Annotated in this window: 19 protein-coding genes and 1 tRNA gene; 15 read left to right on the forward strand and 5 right to left on the reverse strand. The window is 46.1% G+C overall.

Features of this window, described 5'->3' with window-relative positions:
• Nucleotides 1–156 precede the first annotated feature (156 nt).
• The 6 genes from GC178_10215 to GC178_10240 all read left to right on the forward strand — a co-directional run bounded on the left by GC178_10215 (nucleotide 157) and on the right by GC178_10240 (nucleotide 3,492).
• Entirely contained in the window at nucleotides 157–651 is a 495-nt protein-coding gene (locus tag GC178_10215) for a hypothetical protein (GenBank protein MBI1287942.1), read from the forward strand.
• A 61-nt stretch (nucleotides 652–712) separates the two neighbouring features.
• Nucleotides 713–1,363: a hypothetical protein gene (locus tag GC178_10220; protein ID MBI1287943.1), complete on the forward strand. Its 651-nt coding sequence runs from the start codon at nucleotides 713–715 to the stop codon at nucleotides 1,361–1,363.
• A gap of 59 nt (nucleotides 1,364–1,422) precedes the next feature.
• A complete protein-coding gene (locus tag GC178_10225; GenBank protein MBI1287944.1) occupies nucleotides 1,423–1,929 on the forward strand; it encodes a hypothetical protein in 507 nt (168 codons plus the stop codon).
• A gap of 278 nt (nucleotides 1,930–2,207) precedes the next feature.
• On the forward strand, nucleotides 2,208–2,453 hold the full coding sequence (locus GC178_10230) for a hypothetical protein (GenBank protein ID MBI1287945.1): 246 nt from the start codon (nucleotides 2,208–2,210) through the stop codon (nucleotides 2,451–2,453).
• Between the two features lie 199 nt (nucleotides 2,454–2,652).
• Nucleotides 2,653–3,252: a hypothetical protein gene (locus GC178_10235; GenBank protein ID MBI1287946.1), complete on the forward strand. Its 600-nt coding sequence runs from the start codon at nucleotides 2,653–2,655 to the stop codon at nucleotides 3,250–3,252.
• Between the two features lie 30 nt (nucleotides 3,253–3,282).
• Entirely contained in the window at nucleotides 3,283–3,492 is a 210-nt protein-coding gene (locus tag GC178_10240; GenBank protein MBI1287947.1) for a DUF2158 domain-containing protein, read from the forward strand.
• Here the strand turns inward: GC178_10240 and GC178_10245 are convergent.
• A complete protein-coding gene (locus GC178_10245) occupies nucleotides 3,473–3,667 on the reverse strand; it encodes a hypothetical protein (GenBank protein ID MBI1287948.1) in 195 nt (64 codons plus the stop codon). The genes GC178_10240 and GC178_10245 overlap by 20 nt on opposite strands.
• Nucleotides 3,668–3,673: 6 nt before the next feature.
• Between GC178_10245 and GC178_10250 the strand changes: the two genes are divergently transcribed.
• The 3 genes from GC178_10250 (at nucleotide 3,674) to GC178_10260 (ending at nucleotide 5,359) form a co-directional block, all read left to right on the forward strand.
• Nucleotides 3,674–3,880 carry a hypothetical protein gene (locus GC178_10250; protein MBI1287949.1) on the forward strand — a complete coding sequence of 69 codons (207 nt, stop codon included), beginning with the start codon at nucleotides 3,674–3,676 and terminating at the stop codon, nucleotides 3,878–3,880.
• A 400-nt stretch (nucleotides 3,881–4,280) separates the two neighbouring features.
• Entirely contained in the window at nucleotides 4,281–4,802 is a 522-nt protein-coding gene (locus GC178_10255; GenBank protein MBI1287950.1) for a hypothetical protein, read from the forward strand.
• A complete protein-coding gene (locus GC178_10260; GenBank protein MBI1287951.1) occupies nucleotides 4,799–5,359 on the forward strand; it encodes a hypothetical protein in 561 nt (186 codons plus the stop codon). The genes GC178_10255 and GC178_10260 overlap by 4 nt, the downstream gene beginning before the upstream one ends.
• Nucleotides 5,360–5,525: 166 nt before the next feature.
• Here the strand turns inward: GC178_10260 and clpX are convergent, their stop codons facing one another.
• The 4 genes from clpX to GC178_10280 all read right to left on the reverse strand — a co-directional run bounded on the left by clpX (nucleotide 5,526) and on the right by GC178_10280 (nucleotide 9,205).
• Nucleotides 5,526–6,773, reverse strand: coding sequence for an ATP-dependent Clp protease ATP-binding subunit ClpX (gene clpX / locus GC178_10265; protein ID MBI1287952.1), 1,248 nt, complete (start codon nucleotides 6,771–6,773; stop codon nucleotides 5,526–5,528).
• A 68-nt stretch (nucleotides 6,774–6,841) separates the two neighbouring features.
• Nucleotides 6,842–7,501 (reverse strand): ATP-dependent Clp endopeptidase proteolytic subunit ClpP, encoded by a 660-nt coding sequence (gene clpP / locus GC178_10270; protein MBI1287953.1) that lies wholly within the window; start codon nucleotides 7,499–7,501, stop codon nucleotides 6,842–6,844.
• Between the two features lie 103 nt (nucleotides 7,502–7,604).
• Entirely contained in the window at nucleotides 7,605–8,975 is a 1,371-nt protein-coding gene (gene tig, locus GC178_10275; GenBank protein MBI1287954.1) for a trigger factor, read from the reverse strand.
• A 148-nt stretch (nucleotides 8,976–9,123) separates the two neighbouring features.
• Nucleotides 9,124–9,205 (reverse strand) — tRNA-Leu (locus GC178_10280).
• A gap of 130 nt (nucleotides 9,206–9,335) precedes the next feature.
• Here GC178_10280 and GC178_10285 point away from each other — a divergent pair.
• The 6 genes from GC178_10285 to GC178_10310 all read left to right on the forward strand — a co-directional run bounded on the left by GC178_10285 (nucleotide 9,336) and on the right by GC178_10310 (nucleotide 16,699).
• Nucleotides 9,336–10,235, forward strand: coding sequence for a flavin reductase family protein (locus tag GC178_10285; protein MBI1287955.1), 900 nt, complete (start codon nucleotides 9,336–9,338; stop codon nucleotides 10,233–10,235).
• A 100-nt stretch (nucleotides 10,236–10,335) separates the two neighbouring features.
• A complete protein-coding gene (locus GC178_10290; protein ID MBI1287956.1) occupies nucleotides 10,336–11,394 on the forward strand; it encodes a class I SAM-dependent RNA methyltransferase in 1,059 nt (352 codons plus the stop codon).
• Nucleotides 11,340–13,931, forward strand: coding sequence for a T9SS type A sorting domain-containing protein (locus GC178_10295; protein ID MBI1287957.1), 2,592 nt, complete (start codon nucleotides 11,340–11,342; stop codon nucleotides 13,929–13,931). Before GC178_10290 ends, GC178_10295 begins: the two co-directional genes overlap by 55 nt.
• A gap of 63 nt (nucleotides 13,932–13,994) precedes the next feature.
• Complete coding sequence (locus GC178_10300; protein MBI1287958.1) at nucleotides 13,995–14,585, forward strand: YceI family protein; 591 nt, start codon at nucleotides 13,995–13,997, stop codon at nucleotides 14,583–14,585.
• Nucleotides 14,586–14,651: 66 nt separating this feature from the next.
• Nucleotides 14,652–15,830 (forward strand): aminotransferase class III-fold pyridoxal phosphate-dependent enzyme, encoded by a 1,179-nt coding sequence (locus GC178_10305; protein ID MBI1287959.1) that lies wholly within the window; start codon nucleotides 14,652–14,654, stop codon nucleotides 15,828–15,830.
• 5 nt (nucleotides 15,831–15,835) lie between these two features.
• A complete protein-coding gene (locus GC178_10310; GenBank protein MBI1287960.1) occupies nucleotides 15,836–16,699 on the forward strand; it encodes a hypothetical protein in 864 nt (287 codons plus the stop codon).
• The last annotated feature ends 702 nt before the right edge of the window (nucleotides 16,700–17,401 follow it).

Here is a 17,401-nt window from a genome sequence, read left to right on the forward strand (position 1 = left end):
ACCTCCAATGCTATCTGGACGAATTCATCTTCAAACTCAACGGACGGTTTGCCAAGAATCTGTTCGACCGCCTGATGCGATTCGCCCTTATGTTCCGATGGAATCAATTTGCTTTAGGGTAACTTTGCGGATAATCATTATAAGCAATAACATATAATGAAAGTGTTCACCATAAACATAAAATCCATCAAAAAGTACGATGACTACGAGGATAAGGCTCGTGAAGCAGCGGCACTTTTTATCAACGTGTTCAACTCTCAGGAGTTCAAGAATAGAGTACTTCATCATAAATGGAAGGACAAAGAACAGTTTGCAGACAACCAGGGCCTGACCAATGCGCAGATCCTTGAAAGCCTAATAGCTGGGTCAGAGATTGCATTTGAGGGCAAGAATCATGCGGCTGACCTCCATCTTCGGGCCTATAGAAAAGGGTGGCCTTTTGGCCCCGCCATCGGTCATGCTGATGCTGACAACGGTGAGATCATAACCAAATGGCGATTTATCAAAGGATCTTCGGTGAAAGAACTGGCTGGGCATTATGCACATGAATATTGCCATTTATTAGGATTTGGACATGACTACGACAGGACTGAGCAACGTGAATACTCCGTACCATATGCGGTCGGTTGCATCGTTCAAGAGCTTGCATAATACAATATGACAGCGGAAGCCGAAAAGCATACAGAGTAGGCACAATAGAAAAATCACGAACATGTTCTATTTCAGAATCAACAAGTTGAAAATTCTCAACAACCGAGAAGCAATTGGAAAGGCCGAAGTGCAACTTATAAGCTTCATTACCACTGGAGACACGCAACTTCCTGCACTGAGCGGTTTCATGGATACCATTGATAGTGCAGAGAAAAAGAGAATGATAACCGAAGCCGTAAGTCAGGTTGTGAGCAGCCGGGTAATGATTCCAGTTCATAATATCCGCGATAAGCATCAGTTGTTTTTCGGAGATGCTGGTTATGTACTGTATCAAACTCAGGCAATACCACAGGATTTCAATTGGCAGTTCGTGGCCATTGAACTTGATGATCGAACAAGAGACAATGCTGCCTTGGTTTCTGCCATCCTTACTGATGACACCATTGAAAATCTGGTCTCAGCGGTCACCACCATCGCAGCGGTTTCAAATCCTGTGATAGGTGCGGTCACAGTCATAGTGCAAACAGTGGCTGAGAAGGTGGCCGAGATTTTTAAGAACGATAGAGATGATATGATCGGGCTGATGATGATGAGCCTTAACAGAAGGGAGCATTATCTGCATGGAAGTCGAGATAAACAGGACGTTCCTGACCTGACAGGCAACATGTTCGTTGACTACTCCATTTTTGGATTTGAAGATTCAGTAGAATGAGATTGAAAGAACGACCAAGTAACCGAAATCTATCATTAACACCTAAAAACCGATAAACCATGCCAATTCCATTACAATTGGGTGTCGAATTCACAGCCGCGGAGGTCGATGCCATGAAAGCAGCGGCTCAGACCATTATCGACACCATTGAAGGTAAGGTCAGCTTCAATATGAGCAACGAGGAGCGCGCATCGCTCTCGACCGTTAGTGATGAGCGGGCACCGTACGTGCTCAAGTCTGTTGCCGAATACGGGGTCGATTATCCGAACCTGAACGGACTTGCCTACCAGCATGACCTTGCCGCAAAAGACCTCGCTACGTATGGTTTCATGTTCGAAGTACTGACCAAGTTGAGCGAAGCCACCGAAAAAGTAGAGGAACTACAGATGGTGGCAGGACATTTCACCTATAAGTTTATGCGAGACCAATACGACAACGCAGAAAAATACCGCGCAGACAATGTGGCCGGGGCGCAAGTGGTGTATGACGGGCTGAAAGGTGCCTTTGAAGGACAGGGGCCACAGAACCCGAGTCCTTCTGACCCTGATACATCAGGTACCACATAGCAGCGTTGATCGGTAGGCGATGCAGAAGATCTGATCGATCATCCGCCAAGACTTTCAGATAACTGAAGATGAGCTACACCAAAGCAACATTAAGCTACGCTGAACTGAAGATATGCTACCAAAAGATGAAGATAGGATAACTCAATGTGCAATTAGGTCAGCTATAACTGAAGATGAGATACAACAAACCGAAATTAGGTTGCTTCATACTGAAGTTGGGTTAGGCGCAAGCTGAATTCAAGTTGCAAAATGACTGTAGATAATATGCATTGAGACACATGAGAAAGCTCAGCAAGGACGAAATACCAGAGGTGCTTCCGATAGTGAGGGGACGGAACACCATGCTTCGCGTAATGCTGCTCCAGTTAGAGGTAGGCGAAATACTCTTTATGCCCAACGAAGAGTGGAAGGCCAAAAGCTCTCCGAGGTATGTGGTCAACGCGATTAAAAAGAAGCACCCGCATCGCTTCGAATACGGCAAGAAGACCGATGGCACGGGCTGGCTTTTTAAGAGAATCAAGTGAACATGTAATACTAAAAACAAACCGAAATGGAAACAATGGAAGCAATAAAACCAGGGCCGAAACCTAAAAAGGATGACGGCACGGACGACAGAAGAAGACGTGTACGACCAGAGACCAAGCCCAAACACCCTAAGCTGAAACCGCACAAACACGAGCCGGGGGATTAACGGCTAAACGTTGAACAGATAGACCAATAGAAATGGCCAATATTTCGTTGACAGATTTCATAGAGTACGTGACCAAGGTCGGGAGCACCAAATTCACCAAGGTAAAGCAAATCAAGGAACGTGAAGAATACCACCCTTCAAAGGATTTTTGGCGACCACTCCGAGAAGCGATCATCGAAATGCACGAATCAGATTCTGACAAGAAAAAGCTGGATGCTGTCGTATCGTCCATTACGGATAAAAAGAAACTGAACCTCTATCCTCAGCTGGTAAAACAATACAAGAGTTTTCTTGGAAGAAAAGACATTGAATGGTTCGATCCACCTTCCAAAACTTGGAAGTTCAACGGACTGGAAGTAAAAATCAACCCTGAAATAGGGTTAGTGATCAATGGGCATCCATACGTCATTAAACTCTACTTCAAAGCGGACAAGCTTTCTCAGAACAAGGTTGACCTCATCCTTCTGCTGATGAACACCCAACTGAAAAGGAAAAACCTTAAAGAGGTCCGGTTTGCCATACTGGATATACCCAACAAGAAACTATATGAAAAAACCAAACTTGACACCGATCACCTAAGCTTACTTGAAGGCGAAGCAATGAGTTTCATGAGTATTTGGGAATCAGTTTAACCGAAAAAGCCAACTAACAATCAAAACAAAATGAATTTCAACCAAGGAGACATAGTCATACTAAAATCAGGAGGGCCAGAAATGACCGTCAAAAAAGTGATAGGTACCCACACATCCAATGAAGAAGAGGAGTACTACCGCGACCAAGGTTACTCAATTGGCGACCTCGTGTGTGAATGGTTCACCGATAACAAGAAAATAACAGATGCATTCATCGCAGCTACTGTAGAGATAGCATAAAACCAACATAAATAGCAGTCAAAATGAGCAAAACACCCCAACCCACCACTCCAAAACCACCACAGCCCAGTACTCCGCCAAATCCTAACTGGCCAAGTAAAACCCCTGGTAAGCCATCGGGTCCAGGAAGAGGCAATGCACCAGCAAAACCGAAAAAATAAACCAACTCAATCAATAGCAGATGGAAACACTTATCGCAGAAGAATCAACCGTAACATCCTGTAAATACATAAAAGCCAAAGACGGCTACGCATGGCTGAATATTATGCCGCCAAAACCTGATACGCTTCACGCCAAAATAGATGTGGAAGTGCCCAACTTGGGGGTAGAGGCCAAGCTAGTAATACCAAACACAACAGACTTTAATGATACCATTCTTTTTCTATAACTGATATTGATACAGAAACCTGGTATTTGGCCAAGGATGGTCAACTGGCAAGAAGCCAGATACGATACGGTGGTGGTTGGAAAATGTCCTTATAAACAAGTTATTATCCGTTGCGGAAATAAAGCAATCGCTGAACTTCCAATTGACATTATTTCTTAGTTACTCAACTAACGGAGCTATCGTCTTAGCATCAGTTAGGCATTGCATTAGAATCAGGGAATTCCATTATAGAAATAGCAACATTATGTCGGGCGAATCAAACCCTAAAAACTTTTGGCTAACAAGAGGTCTTCTTACGCTTATCTGCATGCTTTTTTCAGCCATTGCAAGTCCTTGGCTAATTGCATGGTTTGGAGTCAAAACCTTAGACGCTCAAGGTGTTAATAGCATCAACTTTAAGATGAGCGAAGACGGAGCTCTGGAATACCATTTGGTTCAACCTGAAGACACTACGGTAAGCAAAATCAAAACCCCGAATCACACAGACTCTGAAACTGCAAACTGCTGTAAAAATCTTGAGGAGTTGAAACAACTTGCACAGATAACTGATGGGACTATTGTAAATTACAAGGACTCCATTAACTCGCTTTGGGATTCAATTCAGAGAATGCCAATACCACAGTCGGTATGTTTTGAAGAAAAGGTGTTCCATGACACGGACAAATTTGTATTTGTCAACGAGATTTTCTTCGACCCTGTATCCTCAATCGCAATGGTAATTCATGACCTAACAGATAGAGAGGCGACAGGTCAAATTTGTACTGCTGAGGGCCCAATTCCTTTTGAAAATATTCACGAAACTGATAACGACTGGAAAATAACCGTGTGTGACAAACTATACAGAGTTAGTATCGGTTCGTTCAGTTCAAACGTTAATGGAACTGGACAATATCACGTAAGAATTACAAAAATCCCGAAATGAAGCTGCATTTACCCTTTGTAACTACAATAACCATTATGTTACTTATATCATCATGCATAAGACCTATGAACGAAGAGGATTCGAGAAAAATCAATGTGGTAGTGGTGCGTGATACTGTTTTCGTTGAACCGATACCTAACTACAAAGAATCGGTCCTAAAATATGCGAATACAGTAGGTTCAGATGTCCTTCTCAGAATACAGCCAGATTTTAACTCAGGGATTATCACTCAACTAGATAGTGGCTTTCAAATAAATGTGACCGACTCTATAAGCATCCGATACTGTGATGATTGGGGCTTAACAAAAGAGGCCGCAACTTTATTCTCAGAATCTGACTCGCTACTGCTTGGAAAATATAGGCCCGTGAAAATTCTTAATTCATCACAGACTGGTAACGCACTACGAATAGAAACTAAGGTAAGTGGATACACGGCCATTGGCTGGATTGCAGCAAAGGATGTAGAAAAATTACCACATCAAAATTGGTATCGAGTAAAGACTTCTAATCAGAAAGGGTGGATCTATGGGGAGTTATTGAAATTCCAAAGCAATTAATTAGGACAAAACGATTGTTCAACTCATGTTATTAAAATCAAGCTTTCATCGGTAATCATTCTTTACATAATTATTGCCTACCCAAACCAACACTTTTAGAACTATATGACTAAAAAAGGCGAACCATCTGGTTCGCCTTTCCTCTTTCAGCTTAAATTCTTCGGCATCAAGCCGCCTTCAGCTTGCTGATAGTCGAGTTCGAAAGTTTCTCTTCTGCGTACTCGCGCGTCACCACCATGTGTTTATCATCTGTTGATGGCAGGTCGAACATCGCATCAATAAGAATAGCTTCGATAATGGAACGGAGACCACGGGCACCCAAGTTGAATTCAATGGCTTTCTCCACCACAAAATCCAGTACACCGTCTTCAATTTCCAACTCGATGTCATCCATCCCGAACAGCTTCTTGTACTGCTTGGTCAGTGCGTTCTTCGGCTCGGTAAGAATTCGCTTCAGCGCATCGGCATCCAACGGGTTGAGATGTGTGACAACAGGTAAACGCCCGATCAATTCGGGGATAAGCCCGAACTGCTTGATGTCCTGCGCAGAGATGTACTGAAGCAAGTTGTCCTCATCGATCTCTTCACGGCTGTTGTGCGAAGCATAACCGATGGTCTGCTTTTTCATTCGCTTGGCGATCAGCTTTTCAATACCATCAAATGCACCTCCACAAACAAATAAGATGTTCTTGGTATCGACCGGCACCATTTTCTGTTCTGGGTGCTTTCGTCCACCCTGTGGCGGAACATTGACAACCGAACCTTCCAACAACTTCAGTAAACCTTGCTGCACACCTTCACCAGAAACATCACGTGTAATGGAAGCGTTGTCTCCTTTGCGGGCGATCTTATCGATCTCGTCAATGAAAACGATGCCTTTTTCGGCAGCAGCCTGATCGTAATCAGCAGCTTGAAGCAAACGACTTAGGATGCTTTCCACATCTTCCCCCACATAGCCACTCTCCGTAAGAACCGTTGCATCAGCAATGCAGAAAGGCACGTTCAGCATTTTGGCGATGGTTCTTGCCAAAAGTGTTTTCCCAGTTCCTGTTCTGCCAACAAGAATGATGTTCGACTTCTCTACCTCCACATTATCCGACTCGCTATCTGGCTTCTGCACCAAGCGCTTAAAGTGGTTGTAAACGGCCACAGACAGCACTTTCTTGGCCTGATCCTGACCAATGACATACTCGTCTAAAAACGCCTTGATTTCTCTTGGCTTCAGTAGATTGAGCGCATGACTGTGTTTGTTGTTCTGCTTGCTTGCAAATTCCTCATTCACAATCTGATATGCCTGCGCTATGCACCTGTCGCAAATGTGACCGTTGATTCCCGCGATTAGTACCGCTGTATCCTGTTTGTCTCGTCCGCAGAACGAACATTTGATGTGATCTCTGTCCTTACTTGCTTTCATTCTCCAAATTCCTAAACGGTAAAATCGGGTTTACCCCGATTTTACCTAATCGGCTTCAATTTACGCGTTTATTTTGTTCTAACCAGAACTTCATCGATCATTCCGTACTCTTTGGCCTCTTCTGAGGTCATCCAATAGTCGCGGTCGCTGTCTTCCCAAACCTTGTCGTAAGGCTGGCCAGAATGCGTGGCAATGATGTCGTACAGTTCCTTTTTCAATTTAGCGATCTCGCGTGCTGTGATCTCAATATCAGAAGCTTGTCCTTGCGCACCTCCCAGCGGTTGGTGTATCATCACACGTGAGTGCTTCAACGCAGTTCGCTTGCCTTTAGTACCAGCACAAAGGAGAACGGCACCCATGGAAGCGGCCATTCCAGTACATATGGTAGCCACATCTGGCGCGATGTACTGCATGGTGTCGTAAATACCCAATCCAGCATAGACCGATCCACCTGGTGAGTTCAGATAAACCTGAATATCCTTTTTCGCATCCGCACTTTCCAAGAACAAAAGCTGTGCTTGAATGATATTGGCCACCGTGTCATCAATTCCTGTTCCGAGGAAAATGATGCGATCCATCATCAAACGTGAGAACACGTCCATTTGTGCCACATTGAGTTGGCGTTCCTCAATAATATAAGGTGTCATCGAGCTGATCACACTATCGAATGTTGTGCTGCTGATGCCTTTGTGCTTGATCGCGTATTTTCTGAATTCGTATCCGTCCATTTCTCCGTGCTTTATCTGTTTGTTAATGTCATATACGACAAGTGCCGAATATCGCAATTAATGGCAACACTCGGCACTTGGTAAATGTTCGGGTTATTAACCGTTAGCTGTTCTCTTTTGCCAACGTTTCGTAGAACTTTTCGCTGCTCACTTTCTTTTCGTTCAAAGTGGCCTTGCTCTTGAAGAACTCCATCACTTTCTCGTCATACAGCTGGTCATTCATCTTGCGCACTTCATCCTCCCGCTTCATGAACTTCTGAACCATGTCTTCCATGATCTCATCATCGGCCTGCTGCATGCCATAGTAGGCAAGCTGCTGGTGCAGTTGAGCGCGGATTCCATCTGTCAACTCTTCGTGCGAAACCTTGATGTCATTATCGCGGATCACCTTGTTCTCGATCAACTGCCATTTCAGACCATCACGGTAGTTTGGATATTCCTGTTCGATCTGATCTTTGGTCGGCTTTTTCTCCCCAACGGTTGTCAACCAACGCTTCAAAAATTCATCTGGCAGTTCGATCTTGGTGTTCTTCAACAGATCGACCACCATATCATTTTTCAACTTACGGTCACTTTCTTTTGAGAAATACTCCGTGTAATCCTTCTTGATACGCTCTTTCAGCTCATCCAAATTGGTAACCGAACCATCCGGATACATGCGCTTGAAAAGGTCTTCATTCAACTCAGCTGGCTTCAATCGCTGAATGGTCTCAATGGTGATCTTGAAATCCTTGTTCACATTGGCCAGATCTTCCTTCTTCACGCCCAACATGGCCGCAGCATCCCCTTCGTGGTTCGAGAAATCGGTGTACGCAACAGTCACAACGTCACCAAGCTTCTTTCCGATAAGCTGCTTTCTCGACTTTTCGGCCAATTTCTCATCCAAGGAGATGCTTGATACGTGCAGCACACCACCTTCTTTGATGCTACCATCTTCGTTAAGTTCCACCCATTGTACCTTCACCAGATCGCCATCAGCAATGGTATCGTGCTCCACCATTTCTCCATTTCGCTTGGAGATGTTCTCCAACGAACTCTCAATGTCTTTTGCTGTCGGTTCAATCACGAAATAATCGAACTTGAACTTCTTACCAAGATCGAGGTCAATCTTAGGAGCAAGGCCAAGATCGTACGTGAACTCCATCTCAGCAGGATTTTCCCAATCTGCCTTTGGCATAACTGATTCTGAAGGAAGCGGATTTCCGAGGATCTCCAATTTCTCTTCTCCAATGTACTCGTACAATTTATTTCCGAGCATCTTGTTCACCTCATCCACCAACACAGATGGACCGTACATTTTCTTCACCACACCAACGGGAACTTTTCCAGGACGGAAGCCTGGCATGCTCGCCTTCTTGGCGTGTTCTCTCAAGGTCTTCTCAACCTGAGGTTGGTAATCGGCAGGCTCCAATTTGATGGTTACCCGTGCGTTCAGTTCATCAATGGTCTCCTTGGTAATGTTCATTGTGCTCATTTACAGATTGTCGTTAGCAAAAAAGGGAACCGCTTTTCAACAGTTCCCTCTTTGTTTTAAAGTGCGGATGGAGGGACTTCCCGATATCCGCTTCGCTTCATCGGGATAAACTTCTCGCCCCATATCAACCCATTCATTTTCATTTTTGTGCGGATGGAGGGACTCGAACCCACACACCTCGCGGCACCAGATCCTAAGTCTGGCGTGTCTACCAATTTCACCACATCCGCAAAAATTCAAAAGAACCTCCCCGAAAAACGGGAGCGCAAAGGTAATTCTCTTTTCGAAATATCAAACCATATTTATTTCACACAACAGATAATATGAGGCGCGTACCTTTGCGCTTCAAACTGAACGTACATGAGAAGCTACACGCCATCAGAAATGGAAACCCCGCAATTGCATGGATTGCTCCTGAGCGCCATTGCTCCACGACCAATTGCCTTTGTGAGTACGGTCGATGCAGATGGGAAGCCGAATTTGGCACCATTCAGCTTCTTCAACGTGTTCAGTGCCAATCCACCCATTGCCATCTTCTCCCCTGCCCGCAGGGTGCATGGCAACACCACCAAGCATACATTGGATAATGTGGAAGTGACGAAGGAGTGCGTGATCAATGTGGTGAGTTACGGTATCCTTCACCAAATGAATTTGGCCAGTTGCGAATATGCTGATGGTGTGAACGAATTTGAAAAGGCAGGTCTGACACCCATCGCATCGGATGTTGTAAAACCTTTCCGTGTGAAGGAATCTCCCGTTCAATTTGAATGTAAAGTGAGGGAAGTGATCCATTTGGGAGAGCACGGAGGTGCGGGGAATCTCGTGGTCTCGGAAGTGGTGAGAATGCATTATGCGGAAGATGTTTTTGAGGATGACGGAAGTGTGGATCCGCAGAAACTCGACCTCGTGGCGCGAATGGGAAAGAACTGGTATTGTCGTGCACATGGCGAGGCTGTCTTCGAAGTTCCCAAGCCGGGCCGCGTAGTTGGAATGGGCGTTGATTCGCTTCCCGAAAACATCCGCAACAGCACGGTTCTGACAGGAAATGACCTTGGCATGTTAGCTATGAGTCCAGAATTGCCAAGCGATGCAGACATTCATGCATTCTACGAGCAACCCAATGTGAAAGAACTGCTTCGCGAGTATCACCTTAACCCAAAACAGGTGGAACGCATGCTGCACAAAAATGCCCACAAGCTCTTGAGTGAAGGTAAGATCGAGGACGCTTGGAAAATGCTCCTTTCACCTCAATGTCTATAAGGTGAGCGCAGAGGTTTTTCAACTTACGGCCACCACGCTTCCAGGTTTGGAAGAGATTCTGGCAAACGAGCTTAGTTCTTTCGGGGCGAGAGAGGTCGAAATGGGCAATCGTGCGGTTTATTTCAAAGGCGACCTTGGCTTTATCTATAAGGTGAATTTCCGTTCGCGCTTTGCGCTACGTGTGCTGAAACCGATCAAAGAGTTCGTGGCGCGTGATGAGCAAGAATATTACGGAAGGATCAAATCTTATCCATGGGAAAAACTGCTGACGAAAGACCAAACGCTTGCCATCCGCTCGGCCGTGCATTCCAACACGTTCACGCATTCCAAATTCATGGCGCTGAAAGCCAAGGATGCGATCGTTGACCGCATCCGCGAAAAAACAGGCGAGCGTCCGAACGTGGACACGGACAATCCAGACCTTCCGCTCCATGTTCATATTGCGGGCGAAAAAGTGATCATATCGCTCGATTCCACAGGAGATTCGCTGCACATGCGCGGCTATCGCCAGATAACTGGTCAGGCACCGATCAACGAAGTGCTGGCAGCCGGAATTGTAGAGCTTTCGGGTTGGGATCCGATCACACCATTATATGATGGCATGTGCGGTTCTGGAACCATTGCCATTGAAGCGGCCATCAAAGGCTTGAACATGCCACCAGGACTTTTCCGAAAGCAAGGTTGGGCATTTGAAAAGTGGGCAGATTTCGACCAGAAACTGTTCGACACGATCATTGACAGTTCGATGGAGCGCATTTCGGATGCACCATTGAAGATCTATGCTTCGGATGCCAGCGCCAATGTGGTGGCCAAGGCCAAGAAAAATGTTTACGGTGCAGAACTGGAAGATGAAATTCAAGTTTCTCATCAGGAATTCCTTGAACTGAAGCCATCGGAAACGCGTGGCACTTTGATTCTCAATCCGCCTTATGGCGACCGAATGAACAAGGAAGATATTGACGAACTTTACAAGAATATTGGAGATGCCTTCAAACAGAACTGGAAAGGTTTCTCCTGTTTTATGATCACGGGAAACCTGAGTGCATTGAAAAGGGTCGGATTGCGCACAACAAGTAAAAAGGAACTCTACAATGGTTCCATCGAATGCCGTTTGGCGCGCTACGATATTTACGAGGGTTCCAAAAAAAATCAAGAATGAAATTACATGTTGGCGTTGCCCTGCTCTTTGTAGCCGTACTCGTTTCGGTACGATCCACGGCTCAGGATTGGCGCGAAATGATGGGAGATCCCTCCGTGGATTTCCAACAGGTTCAAGAAGCCTTTTACAATGAGTTCGGTGATCAACCTGGCCCGAAAGGTTCTGGATGGAAGCAGTTCAAACGCTGGGAATGGTTCAAGGAATACCGCTTGAATGACCACGGCAAAGTGCCAAACCAACGCATCGTTTACGAAGAGATAAAGCGCGCACAATTGCAAAAGCAGTATCGGGGCGCAAATGGCAACTGGCAGCTTATTGGTCCCATTGAAGAACCTGTAAACGGTGACGGGCATTCCATCGGGCGGCTTTCGGCCATCGCGTTTCACCCAACAGACACAAACCAACTATGGGCCGGAGCTCCTTCCGGTGGCCTTTGGAAATCGAACGATAATGGACAATCGTGGGAGCCACTGACGGACGACCTTCCGAACATCGGTGTTTCGGAAATTGTCATCAACCCACACAACACCGACACGATGTACCTCAGTACAGGTGATGAGAGTTCGAGCGACACTTACACTTTCGGTGTTCTTAGGAGTTCAGACGGTGGTTTTACATGGGACAGCACAGGGCTCAGCTTTCCGTTAAGTGATGGTAGAAATATCCGCAGGTTGATCCTGGACACCGACAACACCAATGTGCTCATCGCGGCAGCAACAAATGGTATTTACAGAACCGAAGATGCCGGCGAAACTTGGCAGCAGGTACTTAGCGGAAATTACTGCGACCTTGAGTTCAAACCGGACAATCATGATACGGTTTACGCCAGCACGGTTTCTTTGTCTGCACCGCCATTCTACGTCTCTTACGATAACGGCCAAACGTGGTCTGCTTCAACTTCTGGACTGAACACCTCTGAAATAGGGCGAACCAAGATCGCAGTTACACCCGCTGCTCCAAACACAGTATATCTCTTGGCCTGTGATGGAAACTCAGCCCACGAAGGCTTTTACCGTTCGCAGGATGCTGGTGCAACTTGGACATTGATGTCGGACAGTCCGAACATGATGGCTGGCGACCAATACGGTTCCGATCCCGGAGGGCAAGGCTGGTACTCGATGGAATTGGCAGTTTCGCCAACCGACCCGAATGAAATACGCGTGGGTGGTATCAACATCTGGAAATCGACCAATGCTGGCGCAAACTTTTACCTGGAGGCTCATTGGTTTGCCGCCAATGGAATTTACGTGCATGCCGATCAACATCGATTGGAGTATAACGCCATAACCGGACAATTCTATGCAGGTTGCGATGGCGGACTGTACCGTAGATCCTACTACTTCAATGGTTATGAAAGTTTGAGTTCGGGCATGTCCATCACGCAGTTCTATCGGTTATCAAATGCTCCTTCAGACCCAACTATTGTTCTTGGAGGTGCACAGGACAATGGCACATTTCGTTGGAAACAGAACCAGTGGCAGGCAGTTTTTGGTGGCGATGGCATGGAAACAATGATCCATCCCGAGAATTCGAATATCATGTACTGCACCATTCAAAATGGCGAACTGCATTATAGTGATGACGGTGGCAACAATTTTACTGATGATATTGCACCAGCGGCCGGAGCGTGGGTCACGCCATTCATGTTAGAACCGGGAAACCCGGAAGTGGTGTATGCTGCAACCGGAGGCAAGGTATATCGATCGGACAATCAAGGATTTGATTGGTATGAACTCTCTCCGATACTTACCTCCATCAATTCGGGACCGATGACGCTACTCGATGTCGCAAACACAAACACGGAATATATTGTGGCCGGAACGAAGAGCGTTCTACGTTTGACCAAAGACCTTGGAGGAACCTGGGACAACATCAAAACGGGCCTTCCTTCTGGGAGCATGACCTATGTGGCATTTGACCCACTGAACGAGAACACCATTTGGGTAACGTATTCCGGTTACACAGATGGCAGGAAAGTGTTCCGCTCGCAGGATGCAGGCCAAACTTGGGAGAACATGAGCATGAACCTGCCCAACCTACCTGTAAACTGTATTGAGATTGAACGAAGCAGCACAGGAGGTGTGTATGTGGGAACTGATGTCGGTGTTTATTATTGGGACGAAACGCTGACAGAATGGGAACCATTTATGACCGGACTTCCGAATGTAATTGTAAGTGAACTGGAAATTCACGAATCGGCCAATGTTATCCGAGCAGCCACATTTGGCCGCGGACTGTGGGAATCAGACACACGAAACATCATCAATGTAGGCATCAAGGAATTTGAGAGTGAAGATGTTTCGGTGTCCGTGTATCCGAATCCGACAAGTGATGTAGTGAATGTGAAGTTCCGCTCGAAGGCCGTTCCCAAGAATTTGGTCCTTTTCGATGCCTATGGTAGAACGGTTCTGCAATCGATCAACCCGAATGCCCGCACCAAGTTCGCTGTCAATGTTCAGAATCTGGCCAGCGGCCTCTATTACCTTGCAGACAAAGACCGTAAACTTGTTGGCCGATTTATTGTAAGCAACCCTTGAACATTCAAATAGTCTTGTAGTTTAGTGTTTCGACATCGATTAAAATCCAAATAGACCAAAAACATGAAAAAGCAAATTTCAATTCTCTCAGGCATCGTTGCATTTATGGTGCTTGCAGCATTCAAACCAGTCACCGACATTGACGGGTTTTACCGTATCGATCCAACCGCAAGCAAGATCGAGTGGTCAGGTTCTAAGATCACCGGTAAACAGCATACCGGAACCGTAAACCTCATGGAAGGTGGGCTTCAGTTCACAGGTGGTGTTATCTCTAACGGAAAGTTCGCCATCGACATGACCACTATCAATGTGACCGACCTTGAAGGTGGTATGAAAGAGAAACTGGAGAGCCACTTGAAGGGCGAAGATTTTTTCGGGGTGGATAAGCACAAAGTCGCCAACCTTGCCATTTCTGGAGTTGAGGGCGACAAGTTGAAAGCAAATCTCACCATCAAAGGCATTACGCACGAGGTGACGTTTCCCGTTAAGGTTGTTCAGAACACCGATGGAACCATTACGGCAACAGCCGATATTGAGGTTGACCGTTCAAAATATGATGTGCGTTACGGCTCAGGATCTTTCTTTGATGACCTTGGCGACAAGGCCATTGACGACATTATCAAATTCCACGTTACCTTGAAAGGAAGCAAGTAAGTAACTGAATAAGAATCATGGAAAAGGGAGGCGAAAGCTTCCCTTTTTTTTGCCCACATTTGCCGCATGCCCACCGAACGAGAACGCTTGTTACGCCATTTGGCACCCACTTCCGAAAGTCCCATCGGATTGGAAATTGAGCGTGCGGAAGGAGTTTATATGTATGACCCGAAAGGCAAGAAGTACTTGGATCTCATCGCGGGTATTTCGGTAAGTAATATTGGACACCGACATCCGAAAGTGGTGGAGGCCATAAAAGATCAGGCCGACAAGCATCTGCATCTAATGGTTTATGGCGAATATGTTCAATCGCCACAGGTACGTTTTGCAGATGCGCTCACCTCCATCCTACCCGAACAACTGAACTCGATCTATTTTGTGAATTCAGGAAGCGAAGCCGTTGAAGGAGCCATCAAACTGGCCAAGAAAGCCACAGGACGAAAAGAACTCATCAGTTTTGAAAATGCCTACCATGGAAGCAGTAATGGGGCGTTGAGCCTGATGGGAAATGAACAGTTCAAGCATCCCTTCTACCCGCTTCTTCCAGAGACATTTCACATTCGGCTGAATGATGTGGAAGGACTACAGAACATCACCGAAAACACAGCCGCAGTTTTCTTGGAAACCATACAGGGCGAAGCAGGCATCCGCGTTCCTACACAGCAGTTTATGATCGCGCTGCGTGAGAAATGCACCGAAACTGGAGCATTGCTCGTACTCGATGAGATCCAATGCGGGTTTGGTCGTACAGGCAAAATGTTCGCATTTCAACATTTTGATGTTGTACCCGACATACTGCTTTTGGCAAAAGGCATGGGAGGCGGCATGCCAATCGGTGCGTTTGTTGCCTCGAAAGAGCTGATGTCAACGTTGAGCCACAACCCCATTTTAGGACACATCACCACATTCGGTGGTCATCCTGTCTCGTGCGCAGCAGGAGAAGCCTGTCTATCTGTCATACTCGAAAACAACCTTGCAGCCGAGGCTGAGCGAAAAGGACAACTCTTCAGAAAACTTCTCGATCATGAGGAAATAAGAGAGATCCGAGGCAAAGGACTGATGTTAGCGATTCAACTTCGCGACAGCGACCAGTTGTTTCCTGCCATCGACCGCTGCATCGAAAATGGCATGGTCACAGATTGGTTCCTTTTTTGTGATAGCGCGATGCGCATTGCTCCGCCATTGACCATTACTGATGATGAAATTGCTGAAGCGTGCCGTATCATTAACGAATCGATAGAATAACCACCATGAACAGAATTTACACGGGCCTCGCGGCCACTGTTTTCATTATCGGATCCGCTTTCGGAAGCTTGGCGCAGGATGCCAACTCATTACTTTGGAAAATAAGTGGAAACGGCATCAGCAAACCATCGTATCTCTTCGGAACCATCCACATGCTGCCTGAAGACAAGTATTTCTTTACCGATAAGATGCAGGCAGCGTTGAATGAAAGTGAGACGCTTGCGCTTGAAGCCGAGTTGGACATTCCATTTGCCGAGCAGATGAAAATGGCCACGGCCATGATCATGCCCGATGGAAAAAGCTGGAAGGATTACATGACCGATGATGAGTATGCGGCACTTACATCTGCCTTTGTCGATTCCTTGGGACTGAAAGCCAAGAAAATCGAGAAGTATTCGAAGATCCGTCCCATCTACATCAGCGGACTCATTCTTACTGACCTTTTAGGCAAAGTGAAGATGTATGAACAGGAACTTTCTTCCATGGCCAAAAAGGATAAGAAACCGATCATCGGCCTCGAAACGTTGAAAGAGCAGATGGATATCGTTTCAGGCGTTTCCATCGAAGAGCAGATGGAAGACCTGAAGAAGAACACCGCCAGCATACTACGCGATTACAATGAAATGTTGGATGCTTACTTGGCACAAGACCTTCACGAACTGGAAAAAAGCACCGAAGAAGATGAGAGTTTCGATGCCATGGAAGCCAAACTACTCACCGAGCGCAACGACCGTTGGGTAAAATCTATTGCGGAGCAGGTGGCTAAAAACCCCACATTCTTTGCCGTGGGCGCCATGCATCTGGTGGGGGAAAAAGGGTTGATCCAGCAATTGAAAACCGCTGGCTATACGGTTGAGGCGGTGAATTAAACCACTATGGACTGCGGATCCATGGTTTGATTGACGACTGCAAGTCGTCCTCCATTACCAAGAAATAACGGACAGGACAGGGAAATACGAACAAATCCCCATGATGAACACAACATTTAGAAACTGAAATCGACATCCACTTAAAGTGCATAGTTTGAACTCTTTCTGTGACCAATCAACGATGATCATGTGTGCTTTCGCAATCATGCCCATTGTATGTGCTGCCCTCGCCTTTCGGTCACATTTTCGGAATGAAAGTTCCTAACAGGTCCTGAGCGATTTCTTTGATTGTACGATGAAACAATTTGCCTTAGCCACATAGTGCCGCGTTTTCGTGCTTGATTTATTTTCTGAAGTAGTCGTGTCATATCGGGTTGAGAGTGTGGTCGCAGTTTTTTAATGGAAATCTTCCACCAGCTGACGGCCTCACAGATGAGCGGCATTTGGTCAGAGGCATGGGGACTGGCGTCATTTTCTGCTGAAAATTGGATCGCCACCCAGAAAAACTGGCGTAGATCTTTTCGTAAGGATCAACCCGTGGGCATATAATTAAACTACTACCGGCTACAAGCCGGTAGATTTGGACATCGGCTGTAAGCCGACTGAAGTCTCACTCTCCATCTATCCTGAACTCGCTTTCCTGTCCATCCTCCACATCCTGATTCTCAATTTAATGCATGATCACCTCATCGGTCACATTGC

Source organism: Flavobacteriales bacterium, from assembly GCA_016124845.1.
GTDB lineage: Bacteria > Bacteroidota > Bacteroidia > UBA10329 > UBA10329 > UBA10329.

Bases quoted from the DNA above. Each gene is read 5' to 3' on its own strand.
- GC178_10215 (MBI1287942.1), top strand. From the start codon at position 157: ATGAAAGTGTTCACCATAAACATAAAATCCATCAAAAAGTACGATGAC.
- GC178_10220 (MBI1287943.1), top strand. From the start codon at position 713: ATGTTCTATTTCAGAATCAACAAGTTGAAAATTCTCAACAACCGAGAA.
- GC178_10225 (MBI1287944.1), top strand. From the start codon at position 1,423: ATGCCAATTCCATTACAATTGGGTGTCGAATTCACAGCCGCGGAGGTC.
- GC178_10230 (MBI1287945.1), top strand. From the start codon at position 2,208: ATGAGAAAGCTCAGCAAGGACGAAATACCAGAGGTGCTTCCGATAGTG.
- GC178_10235 (MBI1287946.1), top strand. From the start codon at position 2,653: ATGGCCAATATTTCGTTGACAGATTTCATAGAGTACGTGACCAAGGTC.
- GC178_10240 (MBI1287947.1), top strand. From the start codon at position 3,283: ATGAATTTCAACCAAGGAGACATAGTCATACTAAAATCAGGAGGGCCA.
- GC178_10250 (MBI1287949.1), top strand. From the start codon at position 3,674: ATGGAAACACTTATCGCAGAAGAATCAACCGTAACATCCTGTAAATAC.
- GC178_10255 (MBI1287950.1), top strand. From the start codon at position 4,281: ATGAGCGAAGACGGAGCTCTGGAATACCATTTGGTTCAACCTGAAGAC.
- GC178_10260 (MBI1287951.1), top strand. From the start codon at position 4,799: ATGAAGCTGCATTTACCCTTTGTAACTACAATAACCATTATGTTACTT.
- clpX (MBI1287952.1), bottom strand. From the start codon at position 6,773: ATGAAAGCAAGTAAGGACAGAGATCACATCAAATGTTCGTTCTGCGGA.
- clpP (MBI1287953.1), bottom strand. From the start codon at position 7,501: ATGGACGGATACGAATTCAGAAAATACGCGATCAAGCACAAAGGCATC.
- tig (MBI1287954.1), bottom strand. From the start codon at position 8,975: ATGAGCACAATGAACATTACCAAGGAGACCATTGATGAACTGAACGCA.
- GC178_10285 (MBI1287955.1), top strand. From the start codon at position 9,336: ATGAGAAGCTACACGCCATCAGAAATGGAAACCCCGCAATTGCATGGA.
- GC178_10290 (MBI1287956.1), top strand. From the start codon at position 10,336: ATGGGCAATCGTGCGGTTTATTTCAAAGGCGACCTTGGCTTTATCTAT.
- GC178_10295 (MBI1287957.1), top strand. From the start codon at position 11,340: ATGCCGTTTGGCGCGCTACGATATTTACGAGGGTTCCAAAAAAAATCA.
- GC178_10300 (MBI1287958.1), top strand. From the start codon at position 13,995: ATGAAAAAGCAAATTTCAATTCTCTCAGGCATCGTTGCATTTATGGTG.
- GC178_10305 (MBI1287959.1), top strand. From the start codon at position 14,652: ATGCCCACCGAACGAGAACGCTTGTTACGCCATTTGGCACCCACTTCC.
- GC178_10310 (MBI1287960.1), top strand. From the start codon at position 15,836: ATGAACAGAATTTACACGGGCCTCGCGGCCACTGTTTTCATTATCGGA.